The following is a 15,886-nucleotide window of genomic DNA, read 5'->3' as shown; positions in this document are numbered from 1 at the left end:
TTTCAAATTACAGCCAACTTGGTTGGTCGCCATCAGTCCCAGGCTTATCCAACCCAATACTCTCACGCCGATACAGGCTCGGATCGGCAATCACTTTAATCATAAAATCAGCCACACTGGCACGTGAAACTTCGGTACCTTTAAAGCCGTCTGCCAAGGTCGTGGTTTCATAATCGATCTCATCCGTATTCGTTAACCAAGCTGGCCGAACTTCCGTATAGTCCAGTTTAGACGTGGCTAATAATTGCGCCGCTTCTCGAAAACCAGGCAAGAAGTCATGGATGGCCTGTTCATTCCAGTCGCCAAACTTCCCGGGCACTTCATGATGCGCCCCGAGCGCACTCATAAAAATCAATCGTGTTTGGTGAGCTTGTTGCATCGCGGTTAACAAATGCTTAGTCTGGGTCCCTAAGTCGACGCCACCAATATTGGAATAAACCACGTCAACCCCAGCCATTGCGGCCGTCAGCTTTTCAATGTCACTAACATCACCATCGACAAGCGTGACCCGGGCATTATCGGCATATTGTGCCAACCGCCGACTCTGCCGTAAATACAAGACCAGTTGATCGTCAGTTTCGGCTAACAAGCGGGCGGTCACAATTTGAGCAGTCGCACCGTGCGCGCCGACAATTAAGACTTTTTTCATTTCTTATCACTCCGATTTATCAATTGTTTAATTTCCAATGGTCTTATCATACAACCGACCTATCAAGATGTATAATGCCTAGTTTAAATAATGAGTTATCGAAAAACTGTATACTAAAAAATACGGGTTCAGTCCGGATTGACTAAGCTCGTATTGATACTGACAGCTATTAATGTTTTGGAATGGCCTCAAAACAGCCATAAAACTGGGCCTTATCCGCTGAATCCGTGTCATTTTGGTCCATTTGACTCGCTAAGTGACCAAACTCACTTAATTGTGTGATTAAACGCGCCTCATCACTAGTAAAGACCACCTGACCACCCGACGTGGTACACCGAATATAAGTGACTAAGTGCGTCACCATGATGGCCGGTTCATTGGCGGTATCGATTTTTTGATTAATCTCAGTCAAAACATCGATAATATCTAAAAGCTCAACTGACGGTGTGGGTCGCCGCAATAACCGTTGCAACAACTCCTGAATCGTATTCTTCGCAGCCAAGCGTGTTTTTAACGTTGCACTCATGCTGCCTGCCCCCTTCAAGTTTGTTTTTGGAACACCTTATATTCTAGGCAGTTCGTCACTAAAGGGGCATTTAAAGGTTCGTAACCTAACTAATTTAACCTATCTGGTACCAAACTATAAATCACTTTCTAAGAAATTCTTATTTAACGCTTATCAAAACTAAGTAGTGCCAACGTCACTTTCCAAGTAAACTAAAGTCATTCAATTACGAAAGGAACTGATACCTATGTTTAAACCTAATTCAACTTCAGTGACCACCTTGCCACAACGTTATACCATCACGAGTACATCACAATCGCAATCAACACGAGTCTATTCGACACCAATTGCCTATACGACCAAACAGCCAAGGACTTGGCAGTATCAGTTGGCGCTAAACTAGTCCGCTGTGCAACACCGTCAGCTGGCAACTTATATAACAATTAAGGCACTAACAAAAACTGAACCATTAGCTAAAGCATTATCTTGAACCGTCACGATTGGGAACCCCTCCCCAATTGCGGCGGCTTTTTATGCAGCTTTAATTGACACTCGTAAGCGGTTTCGCTACACTAACGACATCAACTTAAAAGTGAGGTCCTGAACTATGCCTGTCATGCTACAACCCAAATTAGAACCTTTTAGCGAATTTACTGATGCCATGACTGATGAGCATCAGCGTGATCAATTGATTACCGTACTAAATTGGGTCACCGAAACTTTTCCTAACCTAACCCCACGCTTTGCTTGGAACCAGCCGATGTTCATCGACCACGGTTCTTTTATGGTTGGGTTCAGTATCGCTAAACCGCATTTCAACATCGCCTTAGAACTGGTCACGTTAGATCAGTTCAGAGACCAGATAGAAGCTGCTGGCGATCATTGTACGAAGATGTTGTGGCAAGTAAAGTACGACCACCCGGTAAATTACGACCTACTACGGCTGGCAATTCAATACAATCTCACAACGAAACAAACCGTGACGACCTTCTGGCGACCTAAAAACTAACTAATCATGATGATTATTTTTCAAGCAATAAGGTTAAATCTTTGGAACTATTTAGTATTAATGATACGCTTACTAAATATTAGTAAAGTGGAGGATTTAACGATGCAAGCAGTGATCATTAACCAATATGGTGGCCCTGAAGAACTACAAATGGCGACCATTGCCAAACCAGCGATTTCAGCCGATGAAGTTTTAGTCGCCGTACAAGCGACCAGTATCAATCCGATCGACTGGAAAGCACGCCAAGGCTTTTTAAAAGGCATGTTCGATTGGCAAATGCCCGTTGTGCTAGGCTGGGACGTTGCCGGTACGATTGTCGCCACGGGGGCTCAAGTGACCCAATTTAAAGTTGGCGATGCCGTCTTTGCCCGTCCAGACATTTACAAGGATGGTCGCCGTGGGACTTACGCGCAATACGCAGCCGTCAAAGAAGATAAGCTCGCGTTAAAGCCAGCGGAACTCTCATTTGAACAAGCAGCGGCCTTGCCGTTAGCGGGCTTAACCGCCTATCAAGTCATTTATGACCGGTTAAACATCCAGGCTGGTGAGAAGATCTTGATTCAAGCTGGGGCTGGTGGCGTTGGCTTAGTCGCTATTCAATTGGCTAAGTATTTGGGGGCCGAAGTCGCGACGACGGCCAGTGCCAATCATGCCGACTTACTCAAGCAACTTGGTGCCGATCATATTATTGACTATCACACAACTGATATCAAAGACGTATTGCATGATTACGATGCTGTTTTTGATACGATCAACGCGATTGATGACGGACTGGCGATTTTAAAGCCCAGCGGCCAGCTTGTTACCATCGATGGTCAGCCGACCGAGGTTCAACAGCAGCAAGGTCCTGCCGTGTCAACTTGGTGGTTACAACCAAACGGCCGTGAGTTAGCGATTCTTGGTGACTTAGTTGTTCAAGGCCATCTCAAAGTGGTCATTGACCAAGTCTTTCCATTCACCACGGAAGGTTTACAAGCTGCTCACCGTCACAGTGAAAATAGTCACAGTGCCGGGAAATTGATTATCGATGTTCATCAAAAGGCTTAATTAGCCAAATAAAAAATGGTCGCAGAAATTAGCTTCTGCGGCCATTTTATATTATTGGGACTAACTTGTAGCCGACTTCTTGACGACCGTCAATTCTAACTTAATGCTTCACTAGTAAACTAAGGTTATAGAAATGGCATAAGGAGTGGTCCACATGCTACTAGATACTGACCCTAAAATTAAAACAATTAACCCCGTTAGATTGATAAAAGTTTTATATCCACTCATCATTGTCGAAACCGAGACTGGTGACTATGTTAAAGTCAATCTCAGACTAGAGCAATTAGCCGATCCCTTGTTTTGGGAAACAGCTCATCATATTGCTAAGTCCCAACTTTGGGTGCCACTAAGTAAAAGATTCCATCAACTTTTAGCCAACGATTGGTTAATACCAGCTGACTAATCATCGGTAACCATTAGTCTTAAGACGCTGACAAGACACAACTTGTTAGTAGCAACTAGTTGAACTTGCTAAGTTAATGCAAGTTCAACTTAACTTGTTAATGACAACTTCTGCTGTAACTGTTGCCATAACCATTGACCAAGCTGATGACCACCAGCAGCTGAAAAATGAGTCGCATCTCCACAGTCAAATTGGGCCGCTAACCGACAGTTATCCATCGAATCCGCCACATAACTAGCCAAGTCAATTGTCACTGGTTGCGTTCTTAAATAAGTATTCACAGCTTGGCGAATCTGTTCTTTGGCAGGTGACCAAGCTGGCAAATGGTCAACGACCGCCCCTTTAAACGGTGTAATGGTCAGTAGCGTTAGCGTAATCGCCTTTTGGGCCGCCAAGCGCTGAATATGTTGTAACCCAGCAATTAAGTCAGCCGCCGTTGGTAGCTCGTCCAGCGGCGTGCCGACCCCTGGTTGTAATAAATCATTAAGCCCAGCCATGGCGACTAAAACATCAACCGGTTGTTGTGCTAACAGTTGCGGTAAGCGTTCAATCCCGGCTGGACCAAAACTAGCCACCCATTCAGACGTCGAATGTCCAGTACGCAATAACCGATTCCCAGAAATACCGCCATTAATTAGGCCCCATTGATCAGGCTGAGCAAGTGCCAACGCCTGCATTAAACTGCCCGCATAATAGCCTTGATTCGTTAATGAATCACCAAAGCACATAATCGTCTTAGTTGGCGTTGTCCGTTCAACTTGAATGGCATCGACACCCCAGAAATATTGTTGTGTTGGCTTACTCCCTTTAAAAAGAGTTTGGTCTAAAGTTTGAGTTAAAGTCACCGGCTGCTTTTCTGGCGACCTAATCGTAATTGTTAACCATTCACCAGCCGTCACTGGATAATCGAGCCAATCCGTCCAGCAGCGTTGATGTGCCGGCACCAAAAATGACATTTGGCTATGCCAAGTTGCTGGTATCAAGGTATCGCTACCCACCTGAATACTAGTGATTGGTAGTGACCGTTTGCCAAAATCATTGGCGAGTTCTAGTCTAATTCGAGGTGCTGATAATGATTGCCAGACTTGTATCGTCTGCGACCCCGTCATATTCTGTAAAGACAAATTTGGAAAGTTAGCGACCATTTGCCGCCAAGCCGTTGTCACTGTCATCATACACACCCCCAGAATTTTTACACCACCGATTATCCTCCCAGTCTAGCATGGTTCAACTTCACCATTCAAAAAAGCCGGCGTAAATAGTTAATTTACGCCAGCTTTTTACAAACTCATTGCCACAAGAACCGATTAATCACGCGATCAACTTTAGGATTTTCATGTAGTTGACTATGTTGTGCCGACCGCCCATGAAATTCACATTCGCGATAACTCCGCGCTCGACCGGCCACTAAATACCGTAATGACCGTGACGACGCGTTACTAACACGACCGTCAGAATGACTACCATTATCCAAATTGCCATATACATTTAAGATGCTAACCTGATGTTTCGCCAACTTTTGCCGTAAAGCTAGTAACGGTCGATAACTCGCATTCATCGGCTTAGGCCGGCCATTTTTGGCCAACTTAATCTGGTTGGGCTCATCATCCATCCCAATAATTCCATCAAAATGTCCAGCAATATCCACAACCCGGTTCACTTTTGGTAACCCGCGTTGGCCGTCATATCTCAAAATTGCCGTCCATAACGTGAGATTTCCCATTGAATGGGCTACGGCATTATACCGTGTAAATGTGTGCCGCTGCTTAACTGCTAGTAGGACCTGCTTAAACCAGTGGCTCGTCGTCTGATAGTTGCTATTCTGGTTTTCCTTAAAAATAACTTGCACGATTGGCCGTTTAACCTTAGCTGGCCAATGCCCTTGCAATCTCACCTGACCAGTTTTACTGACAGTTGCTGTATACACTTTAGTCGCCCGTTTCTGACGTTGGGCGGCGGCAATCATACTTTGACTAGAACGACCACTTGCACCATAACCGTGCAAATAAAAAGTTGGGACAGCCCGACGACTACCTTTAGTATCGTGATTTTGTATGCCCCAATATGCACCGCCACCAACTAGTACTACTACTAACAAACCTAACCAAAATCCTAATTTACGACCCATGTCAATCCCCCTTATCTGAACCTAATCTGTTGGTAATTGCTTAATTATTTTAGCTGGTACACCCGCAACGACCGTATTGTCAGGCACATCTTTCGTGACCACGGCGCCCCCACCAACGACGGCATTCTCACCAATCGTGACTCCCGGTAACACGGTCACGCCAGCGCCTAACCACGCATTGCGTTTAATCACGACGCGGCGACCATAAAACCGATGCCGTAATGCCGGTTGCCGGTCTAACGGATGATTGACCGATACAAGTTGTACATTGGGTCCAATCAGCACGTCATCTTGAATCTCAATGCCACCGACATCAACAAAGGTACAATTCATATTAATAAAGACCCGTTCACCAATCCAAATATGATGACCAAAATCACTGTGAATCGGTAATAAAATCGTTGATGAACTCGGAATTGGTCGATCAATGATCTGACTAAAGGTCGTGCGAATTTTGGCGGCATCTGTAACACCTTGATTCAGTTTAGCCAAGGTCCGACTTGTCTGAACTTGGACCGCATCAATTTTCGCGACTTCCGGATCTATCCGGCGATCTAACATCTCACCAGCCAACGCTTTTTCAAAAATCGTCATTCTTTTTCCTCCCATTATCCAACTGAACTTCTTCAGTATACGGGGCGGGCAATCGAATGTTAAATGCTTATTTCACATCATTAGTCATACTTGCCAGGTATGATAGTCGCACTGAAAGTCACTATTCCGTCACAGTTTAATGATAATTCGACCATGTTTCTTTGCCATATTATTAACTCGTTCCCAACAACTTGCTTGGCAATAACCGACCTGACTTTGTTTTAATGATGTGTGGCTGGAGCTTCGTTATTTTAACCTTAATTATGGATTATGGCCAGTTATACGACTACCGATAGTCGTAAAAAGTCAGATATAATGTCGACTTTAATTAACCCTACCAAAAATGCTCAGCGCCGAATTTGGGTACTAAGCATTTTTGACACAAACATTATTTAATTCTTCGACGGAATCCTATTAAGCTTAATAGTCCAAGTAAATCAATCCCTAAGATGGTTAACCAAGCTGTAGTATGTGTGTCGCTCGTTTTGGGCAAAGTTGTTGTCGCCGTTTGATGATTAGGTGCCAATGAAATCTTGGCATTAGCGGGACTTAACTGATTCTGTTCCCGCCGACTAGTCACCATTGCGTTTGAACTTGACTCAGTCCCTTCTTTCACATCAATCGTAGTCTTGGTCATGATTGGTTCCATCTTCGCTTTGACCTCAGTAGTCTTCTTCACTGGTTTACTAGTGTCAACATTAATAGTCGAGACTGGAGATGGGACTGGCTGATGATTTTCAGCCGGCTGTTCTGGTACAACTACTGGTTGCGACGGTTCAGGCGCCGGACTTGGCTCTGGCTGCACATCCCCATTACCGGGATCAGTCGGATTAACTGGTGCAATAGCCGCGACCACAGTAATCAACGCTGTTTTGGTAATTGGCGTTAACTCTGGGTTCTTATCATACGTATAGCTAACTAAATATTGTCCTGGTTGCTGCCAATTAACGGTACCATCAACCTTTAAATCATTGATTGTGAGTAACTTGCCAGCGTAGTCCGTTGCATTTACTAAATTATCTTTAGCTTGCCACTGTTCACCAACCGTCAGCTGACTATTTTTAAGATCAACTTTAGCTTGATTGGCCAATACCGTTAAGGTCACCATCTTCTCATGAGTCTTACCAGTGCCATCAGTAAAACTAAATGTCACTAAATATTGACCAGCAGCGGTTAATACCGGTTTATCTGCAGTTTGCTTTGTCTTAGCATCAACTAAGGTAACATTCAAATTTTTAACTTGATGGCTAGCTTCATCCAAACCGATTGCGTGATGCAAGGCACTTGTCCAACGTGTCTTAGCATCCGCAATTAAAGTCACATTCTCGGCCGTAATTCCAGATTGTGGCGCCAGAAGGTTTAAGTCTAATGAGTCACTAAATGGCTGACCCTGATAAAGATAATAGACTTTATAAGTCCCAGGTTTCGACATATCAAGCTGACTTGTAGTTGCACCCGATGACTGATCTACAGCCTCATAAGTCAACGTATCTAAGTCGATTTGGTGCCCCCATTCATCTGTTGCATCTTTCACGTTGCTAATGGGTTGCCACTCCATATTGTTGGGACCCACATACTTTTCAAGCTGACTATTTTTCAAGTAAATGGCTACTGGCTGAGTAATCGTTACTACGGTTGTTTGTTTAACCGGATCATTACCGTACTTAGTCGTGTATTGATAAACGATCTGATAGACACCTGGCTTGTTTAAATCCGCATTTGAAGTACCAAGCAACTTTAAATCATTGAATTCAATTGGCTCGTTGAATTCATTAGTACCACCTACATAATTAGCTTGAGGTGTCCATGTCTGACCGTTTCCAGCAGTTAACGCCACTTTATCAGCTTTTACTTGGATTGCTGGTTCAGCCATTTTTATATAAGCTTGATTTTCAGCTGGCGTTTTATCTAATGTATAATTCTTCATTAACGCCGCTGACGTCATTAAGATCGGTTCAGCTCTTGATGTTAACGCCGGTTGGCTAAGCCATTGACCACCAAAAGTATTTGATTGCGTCGTGTCCGGTAGATTGGCACTGCCAAGATTATCAACCAAAACTGTGTTAGGACCTAGAACCAATTTGGTCAACCCGGTTGTATTATTCAAGAAGTCAGTTAAACGTGAAACACTTGTTGAATCAACTAAATCCCAGTTTGCTATCCACGGCTTCATATAATTGTCTGGGTTGCTTTCAGCAGGTGCAAATGTGTTTCCCAATACGTCCTTGACATAGATACTAGGACCCGTCTCAGTATCGCGCATATCAAAATTACTGATATCCAATGCTTTCAAAGCCGAATCATTATTGAATACCCAATTAAAATTAGTGACCTTACTGGTATCAAGATTTGAAACATTGATCGATGCCAAGTTTTCACAATTAGCAAATGCACCATCCATCTGATTTAAATTCGGTGTTTTAAAGTTACTCAAGTCTAGGCTTTGTAGTGTATGACAATTAGCAAACATCCGCGACATGTTTTGCAATTCAGGTGTTTCAAACTTGCTTAAGTCAATACTTTTTAGCTGAGCATCCCCGGTAAACATTCCTGACATGTCAGTCACTTTGCTAGTATCAAAGTGACTGACATCTATCTTCGTTAAATTAGGACAATACGAGAAAGCATCATGCATATCGGTAATATTACTTGTATCCATATCCCCTAGTGTTAAGCTCGTTAAATCCGTACAGCCACTAACCAAATTAGCTAGGCTATAATTATTTTCATTTAGTTTAAGTCCACTTAAATCAATGTTTGTTAAATGTTCACACCCCATAAACATGGATGCTATAGTGACTACTTCTACGTCTTTCAAAGGTGTCAAGTCAATATCAGTTAGTGATTGACAGTTCTCAAATGTTCCAGTAAGTCCCTCAACACTATCTGGATTTATCTTAGATAGATCAATACTGGATAACTTACTGCAACCTGCAAACATCCACTGCATATCCCCAACATTTCCAGGTGTCTTATTGGTAAAGTTAATACTTTCCAAATTACTACATCCCTTAAACATCGACGTACTTTGGTATTCAAGATAGCCTGTCTCCTGATCCTCACCAAGCTCGATATTTAGGTGAGTTAGGCTTGTACAGTCAGAAAACATTGATCTGCAAGCAACACCCACCTTTAATATATTTGTATCAAAAGAGCTTAGGCTAGAATCCCCCTCAAACATTCTCGTCTTATCAATCTGACTGATATCCATGCCATTAAAATTCACCCGAACTAAGCTGGGACAGTCCCAGAACATTGATCCTGCATTACACAAACTTGTTGTTGCTTTTTTCGGCATTGTAACTGTCGTCAATTTTTGACAATCTCGAAACATTTCATGAGCCGAAATTACATTAGACATATTCCAATCACTTAAGTCTAGATTATTCAAGCTAGCATTTGAACCAAACATTTGCTCCGTATTTTCAACATTGGAAAAATCTAAGTTCGCTATATTCTCATACGCCGTAACGTAAAACAAGTTTTCAAACATCTTTGTACAGTCCGTTGGTGCAATAACTTTATTATCAAAAACAACCTTAGTAACTGATTTTTGTTCCCACCATGGCCAATTATCCCCCATATTCTTACTATGAAAATCAATATAATTAAAATCGCCGGTACCAACAAAGTGTAGCTCATTATTCTCTACATACCATTCAGTGGTGTCACCACACTTGCCCGACGCAGTTGCAGAACTCGGTACACCGGTTCCCACAGCATCAGCGCTAAGTTTCAAGCTCTGAGGTTGAATAGATCGACTAAAATTACTCCTTAATTGTTTCTTCTGGAAATTAGTAACTTGATTAACTTGGTAAGATTGGCTTGTTACTGCTGCTTGATCAGGAACAACGGTTGTCTTTTCAGGCGTCACTGTTGGTGCTTGTTTGCTATCCGTACTTAAGCTCTCTGTAGTAGGCGTATCTTTTTCAGTTGACTCCTCTTTTGGAGCTTCACTCGATTTGTTTAAATCGCTTATATTATTGCTACTTTCCTCATCAACATTGGCTTTATTAGTATCATTCGTTGACTCGGACTTATTAGACGCTGCAGTCTCATCTGACTTACTGGTCGCAGTATTCACTGAATTATTATCTTTCTTTTCAGCACTACCACTTGATTGACTGTCATCCTTATCTGCCGCAGCATCTTTAACATCCTGAGACCCTTCGTCACTACCTGAATCTCCACTTGTTGTATTATTTTTTGATGAATTAGTCGAATTCAGTTCAACTTTTTTATCCGTCAGTTGTGAACTAGAGCTAGTAATCTGACTAGCTGAATCAGTCGTCTGAGTTGGCGTATTGTCAGCATGAACCTCTCGACTAGTAACACCACAACTTACCAGTAAAATACCAGCAAATAACCAGAACCGACCTTTTTTGTACATCTTATAATGTATCTTTGTATTTTCAAAACGCATTTAATACCCCTCCAAAGTTTAACCATTAAACGTTGTCGAAGCGTTTACATTTTAAGTATAGTATATAATTAACGCGATTAACAGTTTGATATTATAAAAAGCTTTAGTAATCATTATCTTCGGTTACTAAAGCTCTTTTCATGCTACGCCAAATCTGAATAATGCTTAACATCAATTAAGTTAATTTTTTTGAATATATAAACAATTACCTAGTCTTCCTTCTGAAACCTAAGAGACCCATCAAGCCTAATAAATTAATCCCTAATAGACTTATCCAGGTTGATGGTCGTGAATCATTAGTTTGGGGTAACAACTGCGATGACTTCTGACCATTAGCTGATGATAATTGTTGATTATCCGTATTCAATTTATTTGATACTCGCGGTTTAACAGCCGCCACATTTGAGTTTGATTCAGCTTCTTGCTGTAAATCAGCTTTGCGGACATTTGTTTCAGGTTTCAACTTTGATTTAATCTCAGTAGTTGGTTTGACTGATTTACCGGTATCAACATCAATAACTGGTTCTGGGTTAGACTGTGGGTCCTTATTTGTTTGCTCTGGTACCACTTCTGGATATACCGGTTCGGGATCTGGCTGAACATGACCACCTGAATCACCCGGATCGACTGGCGTAACCGCCGCAGCTACTGTAATCAATGCTGTCTTTGTAATCGGCGTTAGCTCTGGATTTTTATCATACATATAGTGAACTAAATATTGTCCTGGCTTCTGCCAGTTAACAGTCCCATCAACCTTTAAGTCATCAATCGTGATCGGTTTGCCAGTGTAATCAGTAGCACTAACAAAGTTATCTTTAGCATGCCATTGCGCACCAACTGTCAACTGACTATCCTTAGTTTTAATTGTCGCTTGATTAGCCAAAATCTTTAAATTAACAACTTTGTAAACCCGGTTTTCAACCCCATCAACAAAACTGAACGTAATTTGATAATTACCAGCCCGATGTGTGTTGATGGCGCTTACATTTTCACCACTGGCTTGATCAACTATTGATGTCTTGATAGTAGTTACTACTTGACCGTCTTCATCAATTGCAGTCGGTTGATGTAACGTGCTGTTCCACGTTGTTTTCGGATCTGCAATTAAAACACTATCTATCGCATCAACAGCTGCTTTTGATTTCAGTAGCGTCAAAAAGGCACTGCTAATAATATTGCCATTGTACAAATAGTCAATTCGATAACGACCGGGTTGAGTCATATCTAGCTGATTACTACGGGAACGCGCCAAGATTGGTGTAACTTGATAATCTAGCTTTTCTTTAATGCTTTTTCCAAGTTCATCGGTTGCCGTTAAAACATTGTTAGCCGGAGTCCATGTAGCATTTTTAAGTCCGATATACATTGAAATATCCGTAGACTTCAGCTTAATCTCAATCGGATAACCAACAATCAATGTCGCCTGATTAGTTGCAGTGTAAGCACCATCCGCCGTTTTATAAGCATAAGTAACCGTATACTTACCTGGACTCGTTAAATCTAACGGCTTATTCCATGTCACAACTATCTTATCTGCTGGGTTGCCCAATTCATCACTACTACTAGAAATATTGTTGCTTGCAGACCAAGTATTGGTCTTACCAATGGTGATTGGTACCTGAGTTTTCTTCAAGTTAATCGTCGGTTCTACCGTACGAAGGTAAGTTACTGGCTCAGTCCGAGTCTGATCTGAAGCATACAGGTTATCCGTTGTCAAAGTTTCCGCTGTCATCTGATTTAACCAATACCCCGTATAGGTTTCAGCATTTGTCGCCGATAGTCCAGCATTACCATCTATATCACTTAATACAGTATTCGGACCAAGCGTTAATTTGCCTAAATTAGTCGTCCCCTGCAAAAGATTTTCAATTGGGGAATATGTGTGATCACTTTCGATATATTTCTTTTCTCCTTCTACAGAGTCTAGCATTTCGGATAACTTTTCTGGCGTATCAATCGCCAATACTTTTTCTGAAAGCTTCATTCCCAACGGTTGTGCGTTACGCATATCAAAATAACTTAAATCTAATTCTGATAAGGAACCGTCATTTAAAAATGTTCCCCAAAAGTAATTAGTTGAACTGGTGTCAAGATTTCCTAAATTGATTTTTCTCAATGAATCACAATTAGCAAAAGTATAAGCTAGCATATCGATACCATCTGTCTTTAGCGAACTTAAATCAAGCTGTTCCAAATTTCTACAATTACTAAACGTAAATGACATATTCATCATTCCGTCAACCGCGAAGTCAGTGAAATCAACGCTTCTTAAATTTAAATCATTAAAAAATAAAAACATTAAGTCGGCATCTCCTCCAATCTGTATATTTGCTAAATTAACATTTTCTAGCGAATTACAGAAAGCAAAAGCCCCCCTCATGGAATTTAGAAAAGGCGCCTTAAGATTCGAAAGATCTACCTGTTTTAGAGACAAACAATCATCAAACATATTATCTATCGTTCTTAAATTTTCTGTGTTTAAAGCCGTCAATTTAAATTGTTCCAAAGACTCACACCCTGAAAAAGTTGCATCCATTTGACGAAGATAGGGAGAATCAATCTTGCCAAAGCTAAATAACTCTAATGAGCGACAATTCCTGAACATTTCTATTGTTGAATACAGTGATTTATACTCCGACAATTCACTTCCAATAGTTGCACTTTTTAATTGTGTACAATCAAGAAACATACCATCCATTTCTCGTATGCTTTCTAAATTAATCACCGGCATTTTAATCGACTTCAAGCCAGTACAACCTTCAAACATGTAAGATAAATCGCTAACCACATTGGCTTTAAATGAACTAAAGTCCAAATCTTGCAACCCTGTACAGCCACTGAACATCGAACTCATGTTGATTACATTTTCAACATTCAATGACAACAAATTAATTGTCGTTAAATCGGTACAATCTTTAAACATTCCAGAGGTGCTAGTTAAAGAACCACTGTTTATTGGTGTTAAATCAATTTGTTTCAAATTATTACAGCCATCGAACAAATGGTCGACATATCTTAGTTCAACATCCTTTAAGAAATCTAGACTTAAACTACTTAATCCTGTACAACCTTGAAACATGCCAGAAACGCTTTCTAAATTTGAAAACTTGTTTTCTACAAACGGACTTAAATCAAGTACTGTTAAACTTGTACAACCACTAAACATATAATCTAGTGAATTAGCTTCATCAACGTGTAACGGGGTTAGATCTACTGTTTTTAAACTCGAACAGTTTTCAAACAACCGAGTTAACGAGAAAATACTTTTAGATGCAAAAGGCATTAAGTCTATTTGCTCTAAACTTGTACAACCACTAAATAAAGAATCAATTGCAATAAGACTACTCATATCTAATGAGCTTAGGTCAACTGTCTTTACACTAGTACATTCTGCAAACAGACCTGCAAACGAAGTACACTGACTAGTATTAAAATGATTGAATCCAAAATCAACAAGCGAGTTACAACCATAAAACATAGTTTCAATCGCACCAATAAATGCTGGCGTTTCATTTTTATAATGGATTGTCTTCAAAGATTGACAATCCAAAAACAGTCCAATCACATTAATAGTATTACTCTTATCCCCAATAAGATTTACATTAACACTTTCAAGACCAGAGCAGCTACCAAAGAATCTTGAACAACTCCCTTTCAAATCAAATACATAATCACCGAAACTGGTAATTGCACTACAGTCAAAAAAGGTACGTGTATTTTCTGAAACATTGGCGAAAGTGAATCCATTGAAATTTACTTTCACTAAATTATAATCATCTTCAAACATTCGAGCTGAAGTCTGCAAACTTTTATTGATACTTTTTGGTAAATCAACTTCAACTAACCCATAACAATATAAAAATATCGCTTGCATAGATACTACATTACTAATGTTCCACATACTAATATCAATATTCTTAACATTGTAATCACCAGCAAACATGCTACTCATATCAGTAACATTATCTGTTTTTAGATTATCAAGCCCTTCAATAGTATTTCCTACAAAACCCTCAAACATCCTGCTAAGTGACTTTGAAGCAATAACTTCCCCATCAATGCTTATTTTATTAACAACATTAGGCCATTGATCAAAATCCTTTCGCCAGGCCCAGTTACCCGAACTAGTACTACCATCAAAAGTACCACCAACCAAATGTAGCTCCCCATCGTTAATATACCAAGTACAGTCTCCAATAACACCAGAATCCAAAGCTGTGTCTGGCACCATTGAAGTATCAACGCCAGTAACAGCTGATACTTGATTATCCTTAACTGCCACCTTATTGACCGAAGCTATCCCCTCAGAACGCAATTTTGGATTGGTCACTTCTCTACTCTGAATAGTGATTTTATTCGTATCAACTTGTTCTGGTTCATACTCTCCAGGACCAGCTTTTTTAGTATTAATTTCACCTTTTGATTGCGTTACAACATTCGAATTATCCTCAATATCGGTTTTAGGTGTATTTTGAGCCCCATCATGATCATCGCTTACCTTATCTTCATCTTCAGGATTTTCAGGTACTGTTTTTTCATCTTCACTACTTGTAGATTGTGTATCCGACTCATCAATACTATTCTTTTGTTCAGCATCGACATCGGCTTCAGATGTCCCCTGTACATTACTCTTGTGACTTATTTCGTCTGACTTAGTCTCATCTTGAATGACTGGTTTATCTTGATCAGCAGATAGTTCTACCCGCTGATCTGTTAATTGATTTGTTTTAGACGTGACCGTAACGATATCGCTTACTGACTTATCTGAACTTGCTGTATCGGCTCGTGCTGTCTGACTACTAACACCCCAACTCATCACCAAAATTCCTGCAAATATCCACGCACGTCCTTTTTTATACATCTTATAGTGTAGCTTAGTGTCACGTCCCATATTCATTTTCGACTCCTCCATATTTTAGAATCCTCTCAACAATTTATGTTCGACTAAGTAAACGCTTACATAAGTAGTATAGTATATTCTCAACACGATTAATAGTTCAACATTATCAAAAAATAACCAGTTAATGATAGTATCTACACAAATACGTTCACTTTACTAACTGGCAACATTCGAAACTAAAAGCTGTTATTAAATGATCACAAACATTTAATAACAGCTACTATCAAA

General features: G+C 40.6%; 11 protein-coding genes. 4 read left to right on the top strand and 7 right to left on the bottom strand.

Annotation, left to right across the window (positions count from 1 at the left end; genetic code table 11):
* Positions 1–7 precede the first annotated feature (7 nt).
* Entirely contained in the window at positions 8–649 is a 642-nt protein-coding gene (locus FFM77_RS08920) for an NAD(P)H-binding protein (RefSeq protein WP_137635426.1), read from the bottom strand.
* Positions 650–818: 169 nt separating this feature from the next.
* Positions 819–1,175: a bacteriocin immunity protein gene (locus FFM77_RS08915; RefSeq protein ID WP_137635425.1), complete on the bottom strand. Its 357-nt coding sequence runs from the start codon at positions 1,173–1,175 to the stop codon at positions 819–821.
* A gap of 226 nt (positions 1,176–1,401) precedes the next feature.
* Here FFM77_RS08915 and FFM77_RS13995 point away from each other — a divergent pair, with 226 nt between their 5' ends.
* The 4 genes from FFM77_RS13995 (at position 1,402) to FFM77_RS08900 (ending at position 3,613) form a co-directional block, all read left to right on the top strand.
* Positions 1,402–1,557: a hypothetical protein gene (locus FFM77_RS13995; RefSeq protein WP_171001592.1), complete on the top strand. Its 156-nt coding sequence runs from the start codon at positions 1,402–1,404 to the stop codon at positions 1,555–1,557.
* 258 nt (positions 1,558–1,815) lie between these two features.
* Positions 1,816–2,163, top strand: a complete 348-nt coding sequence (locus FFM77_RS08910; RefSeq protein ID WP_223876812.1) for an iron chaperone — start codon at positions 1,816–1,818, stop codon at positions 2,161–2,163.
* Positions 2,164–2,265: 102 nt separating this feature from the next.
* Complete coding sequence (locus FFM77_RS08905; protein WP_137635423.1) at positions 2,266–3,210, top strand: NADP-dependent oxidoreductase; 945 nt, start codon at positions 2,266–2,268, stop codon at positions 3,208–3,210.
* 154 nt (positions 3,211–3,364) lie between these two features.
* The gene (locus tag FFM77_RS08900) at positions 3,365–3,613 is read left to right on the top strand and encodes a hypothetical protein (protein ID WP_137635422.1); all 249 of its coding nucleotides are present in this window, start codon (positions 3,365–3,367) and stop codon (positions 3,611–3,613) included.
* An 89-nt stretch (positions 3,614–3,702) separates the two neighbouring features.
* Here FFM77_RS08900 and FFM77_RS08895 read toward each other — a convergent pair whose 3' ends face one another.
* The 5 genes from FFM77_RS08895 to FFM77_RS08875 all read right to left on the bottom strand — a co-directional run bounded on the left by FFM77_RS08895 (position 3,703) and on the right by FFM77_RS08875 (position 15,655).
* A complete protein-coding gene (locus FFM77_RS08895) occupies positions 3,703–4,788 on the bottom strand; it encodes a GDSL-type esterase/lipase family protein (protein WP_137635421.1) in 1,086 nt (361 codons plus the stop codon).
* Positions 4,789–4,901: 113 nt separating this feature from the next.
* Positions 4,902–5,741 carry an alpha/beta hydrolase gene (locus tag FFM77_RS08890; RefSeq protein WP_137635420.1) on the bottom strand — a complete coding sequence of 280 codons (840 nt, stop codon included), beginning with the start codon at positions 5,739–5,741 and terminating at the stop codon, positions 4,902–4,904.
* 21 nt (positions 5,742–5,762) lie between these two features.
* On the bottom strand, positions 5,763–6,335 hold the full coding sequence (locus FFM77_RS08885) for a sugar O-acetyltransferase (RefSeq protein ID WP_137635419.1): 573 nt from the start codon (positions 6,333–6,335) through the stop codon (positions 5,763–5,765).
* Positions 6,336–6,723: 388 nt separating this feature from the next.
* Positions 6,724–10,758 carry a BspA family leucine-rich repeat surface protein gene (locus FFM77_RS08880; RefSeq protein WP_137635418.1) on the bottom strand — a complete coding sequence of 1,345 codons (4,035 nt, stop codon included), beginning with the start codon at positions 10,756–10,758 and terminating at the stop codon, positions 6,724–6,726.
* Between the two features lie 205 nt (positions 10,759–10,963).
* Positions 10,964–15,655 (bottom strand): BspA family leucine-rich repeat surface protein, encoded by a 4,692-nt coding sequence (locus FFM77_RS08875; protein ID WP_171001591.1) that lies wholly within the window; start codon positions 15,653–15,655, stop codon positions 10,964–10,966.
* Positions 15,656–15,886: the final 231 nt, after the last annotated feature.

The sequence above is a fragment of the Lactiplantibacillus songbeiensis genome, from assembly GCF_005405125.1.
GTDB classification, from domain to species: Bacteria; Bacillota; Bacilli; order Lactobacillales; family Lactobacillaceae; genus Lactiplantibacillus; species Lactiplantibacillus songbeiensis.
The sequence above is the reverse complement of the archived record's forward strand: the minus strand, read 5'-3'. Positions and strand labels throughout refer to the sequence as shown.